Genomic DNA, 15,177 nt, shown 5'->3' with positions numbered 1-15,177 from the left:
GAGCCTAAGGGCGGATACAGCATCCAGTTACCCGGTCTTGATATGCCTACCAAGAATTTTGACAGCGGTTAATGTTGTTCGCAACACCATCAACCGCATGAGAGGAATAATACAAGGTCGGATTAGGCCCTTCGGGCCGTAATCCGACAACACCACCAGCGCCTGATGGCGTCGCTGCCAGCCGCGAAGCGGCGTAATCCGACAAATTTTCCAACAATGTTGTCGGATTACGCGCGACGCGCTAATCCGACCTACCTGGTTAAAACCCGTGGCGAAAGCCGAGATTGAACGCCGCATCCCCGCGCCCACTGTCGCTGGCATTGCCCACGGTATAGCGCGCGCCGTTCTTGTTGTGGATCTTGGCGTAGGAGGCATAAAAATCGCTGCGTCTGGACAGCGAATAGGTGACGCCCAGCGCCATCTGGCTGGCGTCGCGGTTGGCCAGGTCGCGGTCGTCCTTGCGCACGTATGAGGCCAGCACGCGGAAGGCGCCCACCGGCACGGCCAGGCCCAGCAGCGAATCGCGGCTGTCGGACGACGACATCGACAGCGCCAGCGAGCTGTAGTCATTGCTGGGGTCCCATGGCGAGCTGCCATAGCCCTTGTTCATGCCCACGGCGGCAAACGCGGTAGCCACGCCCATATCGAGATTGGCGGCAATCAGTGTATTGCGCGCTGACATGTCGATCGCCGGCAGCGTGCCGCTGGCCAGGATCAGATTATTCTTGCGCTGGTGCGAGACGCTGACATTGAGCATGCCGGACGAATAGCCAAGCGTGGCGCCATAGGCGCGGTTCTGCGCGCGGCTGTAAGGTGATTCGCCGAAGCTGTAGATGGCGGCAGCCGACACGCCACGCAGCGCAGGCGATGCATATTTGATGGTGTTGTCGTAGCGCTTGACGCTGTAGCCGGCAAGATTGCTGGCGCTGCCGGCCATGCCGCCCTGGAACGGGTCGGCCACATCGGTCAGGGCCTGGTATTGCAGATTGTACTGGCGCCCCAGCGTCAGCGCGCCGAGCCGACTGTCGAGGCCCACATAGGCCTGGCGGCCGAACAGGCGTCCGTCTTCGGAACGGCCGGTATCGTTTTCAATGCCCGCTTCCAGTCCATACACGGCAGCGACCTGATTGCCCAGCGCCTCGCGCCCCTGCAGCCCCAGGCGCGAACCCGAGGCCACGCCGCCTGAGACACGGGTAGCGGCGCAGTTGGCGGCGCAGCCGCGCTCGCCGACGATACCGGCGTCGAGCACGCCATACACGGTGGTGCCGCTGCTGCCACCACCTTCCGGCACATTCTGCTCGGCCATGCACACCGTGAAAGGCGCCATGCCCGTTACTACCAGCGCAATCAACGAGGTTTTCATGATCAGTATCCCGGTAACAAAAATCGGCATGTCACTGCCGCCAGTAGCCAAGGCGCCTGGCGCCAGAGCTGGTGTTACCTTATCGCTTTTAATGCGGTGCGTTCTGTGCAATGTACAACACAAAGCAAATGCTCGACATTTTTTTTGAGGGTTTCAGACCGGCAAACAACAGTCGCCAAGTTGCCTTTAGTTAAAGCTGATTGCAAAACAACAAACGGTAGCGAGCACAACATTCTCATCGCAATGGGTTCGCTGCCTAACGTTGCATGATCTGTTGCACCGGTTACACTACGGGTTTTACAGACAGCGGCCCGCCCGTTTTTCTTGCATGCTTGCTATCCTCGAACGCATTGATCCGTACACCAGCAATATCGACCTGCTGGTCGAACTGTTCAATTCACTGCGTCCCAAACGTCCGCAGGACACGGCCACTGCGGTGGCCAACGTGCGCACGCTGCGCCAACTGCTGCAGGGCAATCCCGGCCAGACCCGCGCCCTGCATGAATACCTGCTGCGCGTACTGGCTGCGCGCCGCCACGCCAGCCTGTACACCGATATCGGCGTGCTGTCGAACAGCGGCTTTTTTACCGAACTCAAACGCCGCATTGCCTATCGCCTGCTGCCGCCCGCACTGGGCGATGAATACCTGAACGATGCGCTCGACCAGGTGCTGTACCTGGAAACCGATTATCTGTGGATCAGCAATGTGCCCGCCGCCGAGTGGCTGGATCTGTTTGACGTGATCGCCCGCGACCCGATCGAGCTGGCCGTGGGCGACGGCAATATCATGCTGCCCGGCGTGCTCGACGCCATCCGTACCCTGTCCTACCGCGTCTGCGCGATGGGGCTGGAACCGGAACTGACGCGCTTTCACAGCGAAATCGAAGTGTTCCAGTCGCCATTCATGGTGCAGAACATGGAAGTGAACGCCTACCTCGACGCCTACGCCGGCCTGTTGCAGGGCGAAACCGAACATATCGAAGATGCGCGCCACCTCTTGGTGATGCTCGACCAGTGCGACGCGGTGATTGCCAAGATTCGCAAGAAAGCGCTGTACCAGGGCACCAGTATTGCGCTGACGTATCTGCTGGTGGCGCTGGCGCAAAGCATCGAGCGCCTGCGCAAGCTGCTGTTCCTGGTCGATATCAGCGGCGAACTGCCGGCCGCCGATCCGGCCAGCCTGGCCGTGCTGGCCAGCGACCCGGCAACCCAGGCTGCCGCCACGCAGGCCTCGACACTGCGCCGCGCAGGCGGGGTGGCGCTGGCGCTCGAACTGATACGCGCACACAACCACAAGTACAGGGTCAGCGACCTGTTTTCGGACAATATCAACCTGCTGGCGCGCAATGTCACGGAAAACGCCAGCCGCACCGGCGAGCACTACATTGCGGAAAACCGGCGCGAGATGGGCGCCATGTTCCTGTCCTCGGCCGGCGCCGGCGTGATCATCGGCTTTATGGCCATGTTCAAGATCCTGATGTCGTATCTGCGTTCGGCGCCGCTGGTCGAGGCGTTCATGTTCAGCATGAATTACTCGATCGGCTTCATGTTTATCCATCTGCTGCACTTTACGGTGGCCACCAAGCAGCCGGCCATGACGGCTTCGCGCATTGCGGCCGGCCTGCACAGCAAGGACGGGCGCAATATCGACTTGGACAGCATGGCCGAGCTGATCAACAAGGTATTTCGCACGCAAAACATGGCAGTGCTGGGCAATATTGCCACCGCCATTCCCACCGCCTGGCTGATTGCACTGGGCTACAAGGCCATTACCGGCCACCACCTGGTCACGCCCGAAAAAGCCATGCACCTGCTGCACGATATCGATCCGATCGGCACGCCAGCGATTTTCTACGCCATGATTGCCGGCGTGTGCCTGTTCGTGGCAGGCTTGATTTCAGGCTATTACGACAACCAGGCGCTCTACACGCGCTGGGCGCAGCGCATCGCGCAGCTGCGCGGCCTGGGCCGCGTGATCGGGCAGGAGCGGCTGGTGCGCCTGGGCCTGTATATGGAAAACAATCTGGGCGGCCTGATGGGTAACTTCTATTTCGGCATTTTGCTGGGCACCATCGGCACGCTGGGTTTCCTGATCGGCCTGCCGATCGATATCCGCCATATCACGTTCTCGGCAGCGAACTTTGCCACCGCGCTGGTCGGCCTCGACCATCACATGAGCTGGCAGTTGGCTGTCAAATCGCTGGCCGGCATCTTTGCCATCGGTACGGCCAACCTCTTGGTCAGCTTCGGCCTGGCACTGTGGGTGGCCTTGCGTTCGCGCCAGGTGCGTTTCAAGCACGGCCTGCAACTGTTGAAGATACTGGGCAAGCGTTTTATCCGCTCGCCGATCCTGTTTTTCTTCGGGTCCAAAAACCCGCCACCCATGGCGCTGGAAGATGAATCCGGCGCCCCACTGCCCAAAGGTACAAAATGAACGCGCGGCGCATGCAACCTTACCTCACTGCCATTCTGCTGTGCTGGACGCTGGCTGCATGCGCCGCGCTGCCGGATGTCAAGAATCTCAACAACGAGCTTGAACCGGCGGCAGTTCCCAAAGTGGTTACCGGCAAAGGGGCGCTATTGAGCGTCAACAGCCGCGCCGCGCTGCTCAACAAGCGCTGGGCCAAGTCCGGCATGGACCTGAAAACCCAGGCCGCGCTGGAAGAAGCAGCCACCGGCGTGCCGCTGATCAAGGGTAACAAGGTCACGCTGCTGTTCGACGGCCCGCAGACCATGAAAGAAATGCTCAAGGCCATCAGCGAGGCGAAAAGCACCATCAACCTGGAAACCTATATCTTCGACCAGGACCCGATGGGGCTGAAGTTTGCCGATGCGCTGATTGAAAAGCAGCAGTCCGGCGTCACGGTCAATATCATCTACGACAGCGTGGGCACCATCGGCGTGCCGCAGGCCTTCTTTGACCGCATGCGCGCGGCCGGCATCCACCTGGTGGCGTTCAATCCGGTCAACCCGGCCAAGCTCAAGGGCGATGAATGGAAAATCAATAACCGCGACCATCGCAAGGTGCTGATTGTCGACGGCAAGATGGCCTTTACGGGCGGCATCAATATCAGCAACACTTACTCGAAAAGCTCGCTGTTCCGCTCCAAAGCCAAGCCGTCCGACAAGAGCGATGTGGGCTGGCGCGATACGCACGTGAAAGTCGAAGGCCCAGCCGCCGCTGCCTTTCAATGGCTGTTTATCCGTACCTGGGCGCAGCAGGACCGGGCCGACCTGCCCGATGCCAACTACTTCCCGCCGCTCACCGATGTGGGCGACAAGCTGGTGCGGGTAGTGGCCAGCGAACCGGGCGGCGACTTTGAAATCTACAAGGCCTATATCCTGGCGATCCAGGAAGCAAAAAAATCGATCCATATCACCTCGGCCTATTTCGTGCCGGACAAGCAGACGGTCGATGCCCTGGTCGCGGCCGCCAAACGCGGCGTCGATGTGAAGGTGGTGCTGCCCGGCGTGTCCGACAGCGGCCTGGTGTTCCATGCCGGCCATGCGCTGTACGACGAACTGCTGGCCGGCGGCGTGCGCATTTTTCACCTGAAGCTGGCGGTGCTGCATGCCAAGACCGCCGTGATCGACGGCGCCTGGTCGACCGTGGGTTCGACCAATATCGACATGCGCAGCTTTATGCATAACAGCGAACTGAACGTGGTGGTGCTGGGCGACGCCTTTGGCCGTGAAATGGAAAATGCGTTCCAGGAAGACCTGCGCGATTCCGAAGAAATCACCAAGGCCAAATGGGAGTCGCGGCCGTGGGCCGACCGCATGAAGGAATGGGCGGCGCAGTTCATGCACTACTGGTTGTAAAGACTGGTTGTCATCAGGGCGTAACAGATAATTGTTATCGTGCAGGCCTTTCCAGCCACGCCTTGATGCCACCATGATGTTGAACAAGAAACTGACCCCACGCCTTCTGATGATTCCAGCTGCCATTGCCCTCGTGCTGGCCGGCGTTGCCGCCTGCGGCGGCAGCGACACCACGCCTCCACCAGAGGGCGGCCGCTGGATCGCCGGCGACCTGCACACCCATACCACCCAGTCGGCCGACGCCGATGCCAGCCAGACGCTCGACAAAATTCTCAGCAAGGCCTTTACCACCTACGGCCTGGACTGGATGGCCATCTCCAACCATCTGCGCGTATCGACCCGCGATGAAAAAGGCGTGACGCTGCCGGCCTCCATCCCGATGTCGCTCGGCGCCGAGCGCTATGAAATCGCGCGCGTGCAAGCGCTGCAGGCGGGCGGCACCTATGCCAACAAGCTGATTTTCTCGGGCTTCGAATGGGATATGCCGACCCACGACCATATCGGCGTGGGCCTGTTCGAGGGCACCGACAAGCTCGCTACCAGCACGCGCGGCATGAAGGAATTCGAGTACCTTTTTACCAACCGCGACGCATCGATGTTCGATGCGGCCGACGTGGCCGCCTGGAAAGCCAAATATGGCGCAGCGCGCTACAACGCCAGCGCCGACGATGCGCTCAAGGCGATTGCCTGGCTGAAAACCAACTACCCCGAGACCAGCTACGCGGTGATCAACCATCCGTCGCGCAACAAGGGCAGCTACACCATTGCCGACCTGCGCAGCTTCCACGACCTGGCGCCCAACATCATGTTCGCCATTGAAGGCATGGTCGGCAACCAGATGGAGCCGGACCGCGGCGGCTACACGGCTGCCTATACGCCGGACAACGCGGCCCTGCGCACCTATGGCGGCGTGGACCAGATCGTCGCCAAGCTCGGCGGCACCTGGGACGCGCTGCTGGGTGAAGGCCGGCGCATCTGGAACCTGACCGATTCGGACACCCACTTCAAGATAGTCGGCGCCAACAGCAGCGGCTACTTCCCTGGCGAATACGCGAAAAACTATGTATTCAACAGCGCGCAAGGCACGCCGACGGCCAAGGATCTGCTGCAGGGCCTGCGTTCGGGCAAGATGTTTTCCGTGTATGGCGACCTGATCAATGCGCTCGACTTCAACCTGGTTGCCAACAGCACGCGCAAGGGCATGGGCGACGAACTGGCGGTCGCCAGCGGCGAGAAGATCACTGTCACCATCCGTTTCAAGAGCCCTGCCAAAAACAACTATGAGAAGCCGGTCGACAGCGGCTTGGGCGCCAGCGTCAAGCCGGTAGTCGACCATGTCGACCTGATCGTCGGCGACGTGGGCGCGCGCGCCACGCCGGGCAGCAGCGCCTATGCCGTCGACACCAACAGCAGCACGCGTGTGGTGAAGCGCTTTACCAGCGCCGACTGGAAGGTCGATGCCGAAGGCTATTACCGTGTGACGTTCGAGACCACGGCCAGCAAGAACCAGTATTTCCGCCTGCGCGGCACCAATCTGGGTACGGACGTGGCCGGCCTGACGCAGAACGGCGAGCCGCTGGCCGACCAGCGCACCTCGACCGTCGATAACGCCCAGCGCTTCAACGACATCAATGACCGCAACTACCGCAGCCTGTGGTTTTACTCCAACCCGGTGTTCGTGACGGTGCGCTAGGCGCTGCCAGCTAGAGCGGCCGCGTGCTGGCCCAGACCCCGCCGCGCCGCTCGAACGCTTCGGTGCTGACTTTCTCGAAGTCGGCACGCTCCTCATTCCAGCTGTAGCGCTCGACGCGGATCGCGCTGTTCTCCACTTTGAGCACATTGAAGGAGTTCGATTCGCCGCGTCCGCGCGTGGAGGTGGCCGTGCCCGCCTGCACCATCAGCGCGGCATAGCCGTCGATCTTGTAGCGCCGCGAGGTGTTGCCGGCCACGCTAGCATGCAGGTGGCCGGCCAGCAGCAGGTCCACGCCGCATTCGGAAAACATCTGCAGTGCCTGCGGCGCGCGGTCGACCAGGTCGTCCTTGTCGAAATTCTCGGGCAAGTCGAACGGATGATGCGTGACGATAATCCGCGTGAGCCCTTCGGGCAAGGCTGCCAGGCGCGCGCGCAGCGCGGCAATCTGCTCATGGCTGATGCGCCCGTCCTTGAACGTCAGCGAGCGCGCCGTATTAATGCCCAGCACAGCGACTTCATCATCGATGTATTCGGGCGACAGATCGTCGGTCACATAGCGCTGGTACTTGACCAGCGGCGTCAGGAAGCGGCTGAAGATGTTATACAGCGGCACGTCATGGTTGCCAGGCACGATAATTTGCGGCCCCGGCAGATGATCGAGAAAACCGCGCGCGTCCTTGAATTCGGCGCTGCGCGCGCGCTGCGTCAGGTCGCCCGAGACCACCACCACGTGGGGTTCGAGCTGGTCGACCAGCTTGCGCAAGGGCGCCAGCAATTGCTGGTCGACCTTGCCAAAATGCAGGTCTGAAAGATGGACGATGGTGCGCATTCAGGCCTCCGTTGGGGTTGTAATGGGTAAGGGAACAATCACGTCCAGCGCGGCAGCGCGCAGGCGATAATGCAGCGGTGTATTCATGACGGTGACTTCGCCATCGGTGGCCACGCGCAGGCGGCGGTGGCGGGTGGCGATTTCCATGTCATCAGTGGTCAGCACATCGAAATCCCTAGCCTGGCTGAGCTTGCCAAACAGCGCATGCAGCGCCAGGCGCAACAGGCCCCACCGGCCCGGACGCTGAGCCACGTACAAGCTCAGCTTGCCGCCATCGAGGCGCTCGCGCTCGCCGATATTCAAGCCCTCCATCAGGTATTCGTTATTGCCGATAAACACGAACGGCGTACGCCGCGCATGCACTTTGTCGTTGAGCTTGAGCTGCACATTGAGAAACGGGTAGCGGCGCAGCGCCGCCACCAGCGCCCAGCTGAACGCCAGCCATTTGCCGCGTCCCAGGCGACGTTGCTGCTTTTCGCGGTCGCGCACGATATCGGGGTACAGGCCCAAACTGGAGTTATTGAGAAAGATGCGCCCGTTCACTTCGCCCACATCGACCTTGACCGGCGTGCCGGTGGCCACGTTGGCAATCGCCGCTTCGAGCTCGAGCGGAATAGCGAGGTCCTTGGCAAAGTGGTTGAGCGTGCCCAGCGGCAGCACGCCGAAATGCACGCCGCTGCCCACCACCACCGAGGCGACCGCATTGATGGTACCGTCGCCGCCGCCAGCGACCACGATCGGCGCGCCGCGCTTGACGGCAGCCTGCGCCGTGGCAATCATTTCCTCGCCGCTGGCAGCGAGCGTGATATCGGCATCGAGGCCGACGCCGGCAAAGCTCACTTCAAGCTGCTGCGCCCAGTCCGATGCATAACCGCAGCCGGCACCGGCATTGATAATCACTGCGATCTTGTTGGCGCCCAGGATACTCCCCTTTTTTTATTGGTCTTGCCGCACCGCCCTGCGCCGGCGCAGGGTCGATACGCCCGCAATGCAGATCGCCAGCCAGCCACAGCTTTCCGCCATCGCCGCCAGCACATCGCTCAGATAATGCGCGCCCAGGTAGATGCGGCTGAAACCAACCAGCACCGCCATCAGGAAAGCGCCCGCCACGATGGCGACGCGCCGGCTCCACTGGCCTGGCTGCGTCTGGCACACCAGGTAGGCGCCCAGGATGCCATACAGCGCCGTGGCGGTGGCCGTATGGCCGCTGGGAAAGCTGTAGGTGCTGAGCGCCTGCAGCAGCGGCGTCTCGAAACTGGGGCGCGCGCGTCCGAAAACATACTTTAGCAGGACGTTCAGAATCATGACGCCCGGCATGGTGATCACCAGTGTTAACAGCCAGTAATGCGCCCTCCGGCGATGCAGATACCAGGCGAACAGGCAGGCCAGCGTAATGGCGCCGATCACCCCATGTATATGCGTGATCACCAGCAGGCAGCTGGTGATCCACGGCACGGCGTTTTGATTGAACCAGTTGGCCACCTGCAGGTCGATCACCGTGATCTGTTCGGCTCCCATGACGGCCTCGGCAAGCTCGTGGAAGACCACGATGGCGACCAGCATCAACGCCACGCCCACCGTCATATGCAGGCCCAGTTCGCCCTCGGGCGACAGGCGCGCTTCGATAAAACGGCGCAGCTTGCCCAGCAGGCCGTGGGTCATTCCCATGTCATTTTTTTGCTGCAAACTGAAAACTCCCTGGTTTGAGAACCACTGATGAAAAAACCACATCAGCGGAAAAATACTGTTTATTCGTACAGTAACTGTGTTTTCATACAGTAGTTGTGCTATTCTGATGACTCGTTCAACACATCTCCCTCAAAGGAATTGTCATGGCAACATTGAATAGCGGTTTTGGCCCACGTTTCGGTCTGGAGTATGCACCTAGCTCCTTCCTGCTGCGCATGGGCAAGCGCGAAATCCTCGTCTGCCGTGACTTTCGCAAGCGTTACTACGCAGTCAATCCCTTGATCGAGTGCGGCACGGGTGTCGAGCCCGGCTATGTTGAAGTGCTGCTGCTGCGCCGCTGGCTGCTGATCCTGTCCAAGGCGCACTAGGAACTGGCGATAGTTCCTGGCCGGCCACGGCTGCTTGCGGAACACAGTACTGGCCAGGCAATGCCTGGCCAACCCCTCATTACTGTGCCCGTGGCGCCGTGGCCTGGCTGGCAGGTGTTGCGTCAAGGCTGGCGGCTTCTGCCGGCACGGGGGAGCAGCCATAGGCCTCATGCCACAAGGTCACAAACAGCACCATCACCACCGGGCCGATAAACAGGCCCACCAGGCCCAGCGTTTCCACGCCGCCCAGAATACCGAACAGTACGGCCAGAAACGGCAGACGGGTCGCGTTGCCGATGATGCCGGGGCGTATCAGGTGATCGGCCACCGCCAGCACCAAAGTACCCCACACCGCCACACCAACGGCGCCCGCCAGGCTGCCCTGCACCACCAGCACGGCGGCCGCGCAGACGTAGGCCAGCGGCGCGCCAAACGGAATAATGGCCAGTATGCCCGTGGCAAACGCCCACAGCACCGGTGACGGCAGGCCGGCAATCGCGTAGGCGATGCCGATCAGCACGCCTTCGCCCAGGCCGACCAGCACCAGGCCGTTGACGGTGGCGCGGATCGAGGTCGGCACTTTCTGTGCATAACGGCCCCAGCGCTCGGGGCGCAGGTAGTTGCTGCCGATGCGCCCGATCTGGCGCGTCAGCGCTTCGCCATCCTTGTAGAAGAAAAACAGGCACAAAAAGGCCAGGCCGAAGTCGACCAGCCGGTGCGCCATGTCGGCGCCGAGGATTTTAAGCATGTCGCGCGCAGAATGAAAGCCGCCGGCAGCGCTGCCGGCCAGCAAATGGGCGAGGCCGTGCGGCTGGCTCAGCGTGGCTTGCCACCAGTCATCAATGCTGTTGCCGGCCAGCGGTATGGTCGATATCCAGGCCGGCACCGGCAGGCCCTCGGTATTGGCCCGCATCAGAAAGTTGGCCAGCACCGGCACCTCGCGCGCCGCCTGGGTAACGGCCAGCAGCACGGGAATGATAAACAGGCAGGCAAACAGGCCGGTCAGCAAGGCCGACGCCAGCAGCGTACGCTGGCCCAGCGCCGCGCGCATGCGCAAAAACAGCGGCCAGGTCGCCACGCACAGGATACTCGCCCACACCAGCGGCAAAAAAAACCGCTGCATCACAAACGCCGCCAGCCCGATCAGGGCCAGGGAAAAGCCGGCGCCAACCATATCGCGCTGGGTATCGCTCATACCGCTCCATTTAATTCGTTTAGGGGTCGAACCCTGATGCCGGCAAATCAAGGGAAACTGCTGAAAACACGTAGGTCGGATTAGCCGGAACGGCGTAATCCGACAACATCTTCGCAGCTGATTCGTCGGATTACGCTACGCCTGCGCGGCCCGGCTAATCCGACCTACGACGCCGCTCGCACCAAACCCACAGCCTACCACGCGCTCGAGATAACGTTAAAGGCATTGCAAAATACCTAAACCAGCGTAGGTCGGATTAGGCCCTTCGGGCCGTAATCCGACAACATTGTTGACGCTTATGGTGTTGTCGGATTACGCCTGGCTGTGCCAGGCTAATCCGACCTACCGTGCGCCGCATCATGTTAGCAGCGTTGCAAAACCCTCAAACCAGCCGCAAGTCGACCGGCTTGACGCCGGCAAACACCTGCTGCAGCTGTGCCGGGCTCAGGCTGAAGGTGCGCTGCAGCAGGCCGCCCAGCACGGCGCGGTATTCATTGAGCACCGGCATGTCGCGGTTCTGGAACAGATTGGCCTGCGTCAGCGCCAGTTGTTCACCAAGCACCTGCTTGCCGCGCAACCCGCCGCCAAGTACCCAGTACACGCTGGCGTGGCCGTGGTCGGTGCCGCGGTTGCCGTTTTCACGGAAGGTGCGGCCAAATTCGCTGACCACCACCACCAGCGTATTGCGCCATTCGTCGCCCATTTCCTGCGCAAACGCGGCCAGGCCGCGCCCCAGCTCCTCGAAGCGCCCGGCCAGGTAACCCTGCGCTGCGCCCTGCCCCACATGCGTGTCCCAGCCGCCCACATCGACAAAGCCGATATTGTATTTGTCCTGCATCAGGCGGGCGATGCGCTGCGCCTCGAGCTCGAAGCCCTTGCTGCTGATGGCGTTGCGGTTGGCGCTGGCCATCTCGCCGATCAGGCCTTTGGCCACATCATCGCGCACCACAAAGCCCTCTTTCACCGGCTGCTGCAGCGGCGTGCCGGCATACATGGCGCTGATAATGCGGCTCTGGCGCGCGTCGATACCGGCCTTGCCCACCGAGCGCAGCGCCATGTTGGGCACCTGCGCGCTGCCCTGGAAAATCAAGGGCAGCTGGTCGGTAAAGGCCATCGCCAGCTGCGTGCGGTCACCATTCAGACTGTGCACCAGCCGGTTCAGGAAGCCCGAGCGGAAATCGCGCCGCCCTTCCAGCGCCTGGCCCAGCTCGATCGTATCTTGCGTCTCGAAATGGCTGCGCGTGAGGTCATTGGTGCCGGCAAACGGCACAAAAGCCGCCTCGCCGCGCTGGTACATCGGATAGATACTGTCGCGCAGGGCCGGATGCAGCGCCCAGTCGGCATCGAGCGCCAGCGCGCCGTTTTCCTGGCCCGGCTTCGGGATGGCGATATTGGGCCGCGACGCATAGTAAAAATCGCTGCCGGTCGGCACCAGCAGGTTGTTGGCGTCATAGCCACCGCGCAGGAACACGAACAGCAGCCTGGCGTCGGTTGCAGGTGCAGCAAGCAGCGTACCGACATGGCTCAATAGCGGCGCGGCGGCCAGCGCTTTCAGCAGGTCTCGGCGTTTCATGGTATTCCTTCGCAGTTAGCGGTGCATCATTTCCGGCGACGACAGCAAAAAGGTGTTCCATTCCTGCGGCGAGGCCGCCTGATCGAGCGCCTGGCGGGTGGCGGCGCTCAGGGTCGGCTGCAGCGCCTGGAAATACAGGGCGCTGGCCAGCTGCGGAAAAGCCGGCTTTTCCTTCGCTTGCCCATCTTCGGTCTTGAACAGGCCGGCGCTGCCCGAGCCGATGGTGCGGGCGATTTCAAAGCGCGTGTTCATCTGGCCGGGGCTGGCCCAGGCCGTATCGGCCAGCGCGTAGCCGTCCGGCGTCTGGCGGCCATACAGCGGCTGGCCCATGCGCGAAAGCCAGCCCAGCATCGGGCCGGCGTTCAGGATCGGTTTGTCGTCATAGGCCAGGCGCACGGCCGACACCACATAATGCATAGGGTCCTTGAACTTGCGGCCCAGCGTCTGCTTGAACTGTTCGCTGGCAAACATGGTCTGCAGCACGTCGGCAATCATGCCGTCGCTGCGCTCGAACGTCTGCGCCATTTGCGCCACCAGATCGGGCGGTGGATTGTCGCCCACAAAATACTGCGCCAGCTTGCCGCTGATAAAGCGCGCGGTGGCCGGACTGCGGCTCAGGCGGTCAAGCGCTTCATCGAGCTCAGCCAGGCCGCGCCCCTTGATGGGCTGGCCAAGAAACTGCTTGTCGCCATAATCATGGCGGTTCGGATTGAACTCGAACAAGCCGCGCCGCACGTACTGGTCCTGCAGGGCCGGCTTGACCTTCGGCGTCTCGCTACCCAGATTCACACCCACGCCGGTCAGGATGCGCGCCAGCTCCTGCACGTCCTGCTGGCTGTAGCCGCCGCCCACGCCCAGCGTATGCAGCTCCATCAACTCACGCGCATAGTTTTCATTGATGCGTTTGGCGGCATTGGCCTCATTGTCCAGATAGCGCAGCATGGCCGGATGATGGACGGTGGCGGCCAGCAGGTCGCGGAACTTGCCCAGCGCATGCGGTGCAATGGCATTGGCCTCATAGTCGCCCACCATGGCGCGCAGGTTATGCTTGCCCTGGTGCACGCTGAAATGGTTGAGCCAGAACCAGCTCATCTGCTGCTGCAGCTGGTTTGGCGAATAGACGTCGAGCAATAGCGAACGGGTGGCCGCTTCGCGCGCCAGGCGGTTCAGTTCCTGCTGATAGTCTTTTTGCGCCTGCTGCTTGGCGCCATCGTCCATCACCGCAGCGGCGTCCTTGCGGCGCTGTTCCATGGCCGTTACCAGTTGCGCCATCGGCGTCTGGCTGATGGTCATGGCGTCGATCTGCGCCTGGACTTCCGTCGGCAACACGGCCTTGCCAGGATGCAACTGATCGTGCAGATAACGCTGCCAGCCCTGCGATTGCATCTGGCGCACGCTGGCACCACTGATGCCCCAGGTCACACGCTCGAGCATGGCGATGCTTTGCCGGCTGGCCGGCTCACTGTGTTCAGGCTTGACGGCAACCGCGGCGCAGCCGCTCAGCATGGCGCAGGCCAGCAAGGCGGCGGTCAGCAGGGAAGGAAGCAGCTGTGGCATGGCGATCCTCAGGCAAGTTCATCCGAAGTGCCGAGCTTACCCCCATGCTGCTGCGCACAACATTGCCATTTGCAAGCAAATGTATCGCCACCTCAGCCGACTCAGACGGACAAGGCGGCACACTGTTCGCGCAGAAAGTCGCGCAGCTGCAGCACCAGCGGCGTGACCTGGGCGCGGTGCATGCACACCAGATGCAGCGGCGCAGCCTCGCCCGCCACCTCCGGCAACAGCGGCTGCAAGCGGCCGGCGGCCAGGTCCGGCCACAGGTCGAGCCGGGATTTATAAGCGATGCCCAGGCCGGCCACGGCCCAGCGCCGCACCAGGTCGGCATCGTCGGCGCAGCGGTTGCCGCTGACCTGCAGCGTGACCTGTTCGCGCTGCGGCAAACGATAAAACGTCCAGCGGTCATGCAGCCCGTCTTCCAGCGCAAAGCACAGGCAGTTATGCTGCTGCAAATCTTCCAGCGAGCGCAGCGGGCCGTGCTGCGCCAGGTAGCCGGGCGACGCCACCAGCACGCGGTCATTGGCCGGCGCCAGCGGCATGGCGATCAGCGAGGAATCATCCTGCTGCCCATAGCGGATGGCAATATCGACCTGCTGGCGCACCATATCGGCCAGGCGGTCGCTGACGCTCAACTGGTATTGCAACTTCGGGTAGCGCTGCTGGAAGGTGTCGAGCCAGCCCAGCATCAGATTGCGGCCCAGATCCGATGGCATGGCAATTTTCAAGGTTCCACCGAAACTGTCCCTGCCAGCCAGCAACGCTTCATGACCGGTGCGCAGCAACCGCAGCGCCTCGCGCGCATGTTCCAGATATTGCGCACCTTCGGCCGTCAGGTTCAGCGAGCGCGTGGTGCGCGCCAGCAGGCGCAAGCCCAATGTTGCTTCGAGCCGCTTGACGGCGGCACTGGCCAGCGCCGGTGAAATGCCCAGCTCGCGCGCCGCCGCCGACAAGCTGCCGCGATCGGCCGTGCGCACAAAGACCTGCAGATCATCGAGTCGCAGCAATTTTCAAGATTCCTTTGAAAGTGTTTCGCCAGGCGCCCGCTGTTTATCGGGCTGCACAAGCTGCATCATACGTTATCACCC

The 15,177-nt window shown here is 62.0% G+C and carries 12 protein-coding genes; 4 read left to right on the top strand and 8 right to left on the bottom strand.

The window, feature by feature from the left end; genetic code table 11:
* Window positions 1-259: 259 nt before the first annotated feature.
* Window positions 260-1,363 (bottom strand): porin, encoded by a 1,104-nt coding sequence (locus GCM43_RS24500; protein WP_193315736.1) that lies wholly within the window; start codon window positions 1,361-1,363, stop codon window positions 260-262.
* Window positions 1,364-1,691: 328 nt separating this feature from the next.
* Between GCM43_RS24500 and GCM43_RS24495 the strand changes: the two genes are divergently transcribed.
* The 3 genes from GCM43_RS24495 (at window position 1,692) to GCM43_RS24485 (ending at window position 6,878) form a co-directional block, all read left to right on the top strand.
* Complete coding sequence (locus GCM43_RS24495) at window positions 1,692-3,797, top strand: site-specific recombinase (RefSeq protein WP_152248488.1); 2,106 nt, start codon at window positions 1,692-1,694, stop codon at window positions 3,795-3,797.
* Window positions 3,794-5,185 (top strand): cardiolipin synthase, encoded by a 1,392-nt coding sequence (gene cls, locus GCM43_RS24490; protein WP_152248487.1) that lies wholly within the window; start codon window positions 3,794-3,796, stop codon window positions 5,183-5,185. The genes GCM43_RS24495 and cls overlap by 4 nt, the downstream gene beginning before the upstream one ends.
* Window positions 5,186-5,258: 73 nt before the next feature.
* Window positions 5,259-6,878 (top strand): CehA/McbA family metallohydrolase domain-containing protein, encoded by a 1,620-nt coding sequence (locus GCM43_RS24485; RefSeq protein ID WP_319636974.1) that lies wholly within the window; start codon window positions 5,259-5,261, stop codon window positions 6,876-6,878.
* 10 nt (window positions 6,879-6,888) lie between these two features.
* On the opposite strand, the gene GCM43_RS24480 is transcribed toward GCM43_RS24485, so the two are convergent.
* Genes GCM43_RS24480 through GCM43_RS24470 form a run of 3 tightly spaced genes read right to left on the bottom strand, consistent with a single transcriptional unit; the run spans window position 6,889 to window position 9,375 of the window.
* Window positions 6,889-7,707: a metallophosphoesterase family protein gene (locus GCM43_RS24480; RefSeq protein ID WP_152248486.1), complete on the bottom strand. Its 819-nt coding sequence runs from the start codon at window positions 7,705-7,707 to the stop codon at window positions 6,889-6,891.
* Complete coding sequence (locus GCM43_RS24475; RefSeq protein ID WP_264372678.1) at window positions 7,708-8,613, bottom strand: diacylglycerol/lipid kinase family protein; 906 nt, start codon at window positions 8,611-8,613, stop codon at window positions 7,708-7,710.
* Between the two features lie 30 nt (window positions 8,614-8,643).
* On the bottom strand, window positions 8,644-9,375 hold the full coding sequence (locus tag GCM43_RS24470) for a phosphatase PAP2 family protein (protein ID WP_319636973.1): 732 nt from the start codon (window positions 9,373-9,375) through the stop codon (window positions 8,644-8,646).
* Window positions 9,376-9,539: 164 nt separating this feature from the next.
* On the opposite strand from GCM43_RS24470, the gene GCM43_RS24465 reads away from it, so the two are divergent.
* A complete protein-coding gene (locus GCM43_RS24465) occupies window positions 9,540-9,764 on the top strand; it encodes a hypothetical protein (protein ID WP_152248484.1) in 225 nt (74 codons plus the stop codon).
* Window positions 9,765-9,843: 79 nt separating this feature from the next.
* On the opposite strand, the gene GCM43_RS24460 is transcribed toward GCM43_RS24465, so the two are convergent.
* From GCM43_RS24460 to GCM43_RS24445, 4 genes are all read right to left on the bottom strand, one after another.
* Complete coding sequence (locus tag GCM43_RS24460) at window positions 9,844-10,959, bottom strand: AI-2E family transporter (protein ID WP_152248483.1); 1,116 nt, start codon at window positions 10,957-10,959, stop codon at window positions 9,844-9,846.
* Window positions 10,960-11,341: 382 nt separating this feature from the next.
* Window positions 11,342-12,532 carry a DUF1501 domain-containing protein gene (locus GCM43_RS24455; protein ID WP_152248482.1) on the bottom strand — a complete coding sequence of 397 codons (1,191 nt, stop codon included), beginning with the start codon at window positions 12,530-12,532 and terminating at the stop codon, window positions 11,342-11,344.
* Window positions 12,533-12,547: 15 nt separating this feature from the next.
* Window positions 12,548-14,089 carry a DUF1800 domain-containing protein gene (locus GCM43_RS24450; RefSeq protein ID WP_152248481.1) on the bottom strand — a complete coding sequence of 514 codons (1,542 nt, stop codon included), beginning with the start codon at window positions 14,087-14,089 and terminating at the stop codon, window positions 12,548-12,550.
* Between the two features lie 101 nt (window positions 14,090-14,190).
* Entirely contained in the window at window positions 14,191-15,096 is a 906-nt protein-coding gene (locus GCM43_RS24445) for a LysR family transcriptional regulator (RefSeq protein ID WP_152248480.1), read from the bottom strand.
* Window positions 15,097-15,177 lie beyond the last annotated feature (81 nt).

Source organism: Janthinobacterium aquaticum (genome assembly GCF_009208565.1).
Classification (GTDB): domain Bacteria; phylum Pseudomonadota; class Gammaproteobacteria; order Burkholderiales; family Burkholderiaceae_D; genus Janthinobacterium.
This window is presented reverse-complemented; position numbering and strand designations above follow the sequence as displayed.

Coding starts and splice junctions, on each gene's coding strand:
- GCM43_RS24480 (WP_152248486.1), bottom strand. CDS start 7,707: ATGCGCACCATCGTCCATCTTTCAGACCTGCATTTTGGCAAGGTCGAC.
- cls (WP_152248487.1), top strand. CDS start 3,794: ATGAACGCGCGGCGCATGCAACCTTACCTCACTGCCATTCTGCTGTGC.
- GCM43_RS24455 (WP_152248482.1), bottom strand. CDS start 12,532: ATGAAACGCCGAGACCTGCTGAAAGCGCTGGCCGCCGCGCCGCTATTG.
- GCM43_RS24460 (WP_152248483.1), bottom strand. CDS start 10,959: ATGAGCGATACCCAGCGCGATATGGTTGGCGCCGGCTTTTCCCTGGCC.
- GCM43_RS24485 (WP_319636974.1), top strand. CDS start 5,259: ATGATGTTGAACAAGAAACTGACCCCACGCCTTCTGATGATTCCAGCT.
- GCM43_RS24450 (WP_152248481.1), bottom strand. CDS start 14,089: ATGCCACAGCTGCTTCCTTCCCTGCTGACCGCCGCCTTGCTGGCCTGC.
- GCM43_RS24465 (WP_152248484.1), top strand. CDS start 9,540: ATGGCAACATTGAATAGCGGTTTTGGCCCACGTTTCGGTCTGGAGTAT.
- GCM43_RS24495 (WP_152248488.1), top strand. CDS start 1,692: ATGCTTGCTATCCTCGAACGCATTGATCCGTACACCAGCAATATCGAC.
- GCM43_RS24470 (WP_319636973.1), bottom strand. CDS start 9,375: ATGGGAATGACCCACGGCCTGCTGGGCAAGCTGCGCCGTTTTATCGAA.
- GCM43_RS24500 (WP_193315736.1), bottom strand. CDS start 1,363: ATGAAAACCTCGTTGATTGCGCTGGTAGTAACGGGCATGGCGCCTTTC.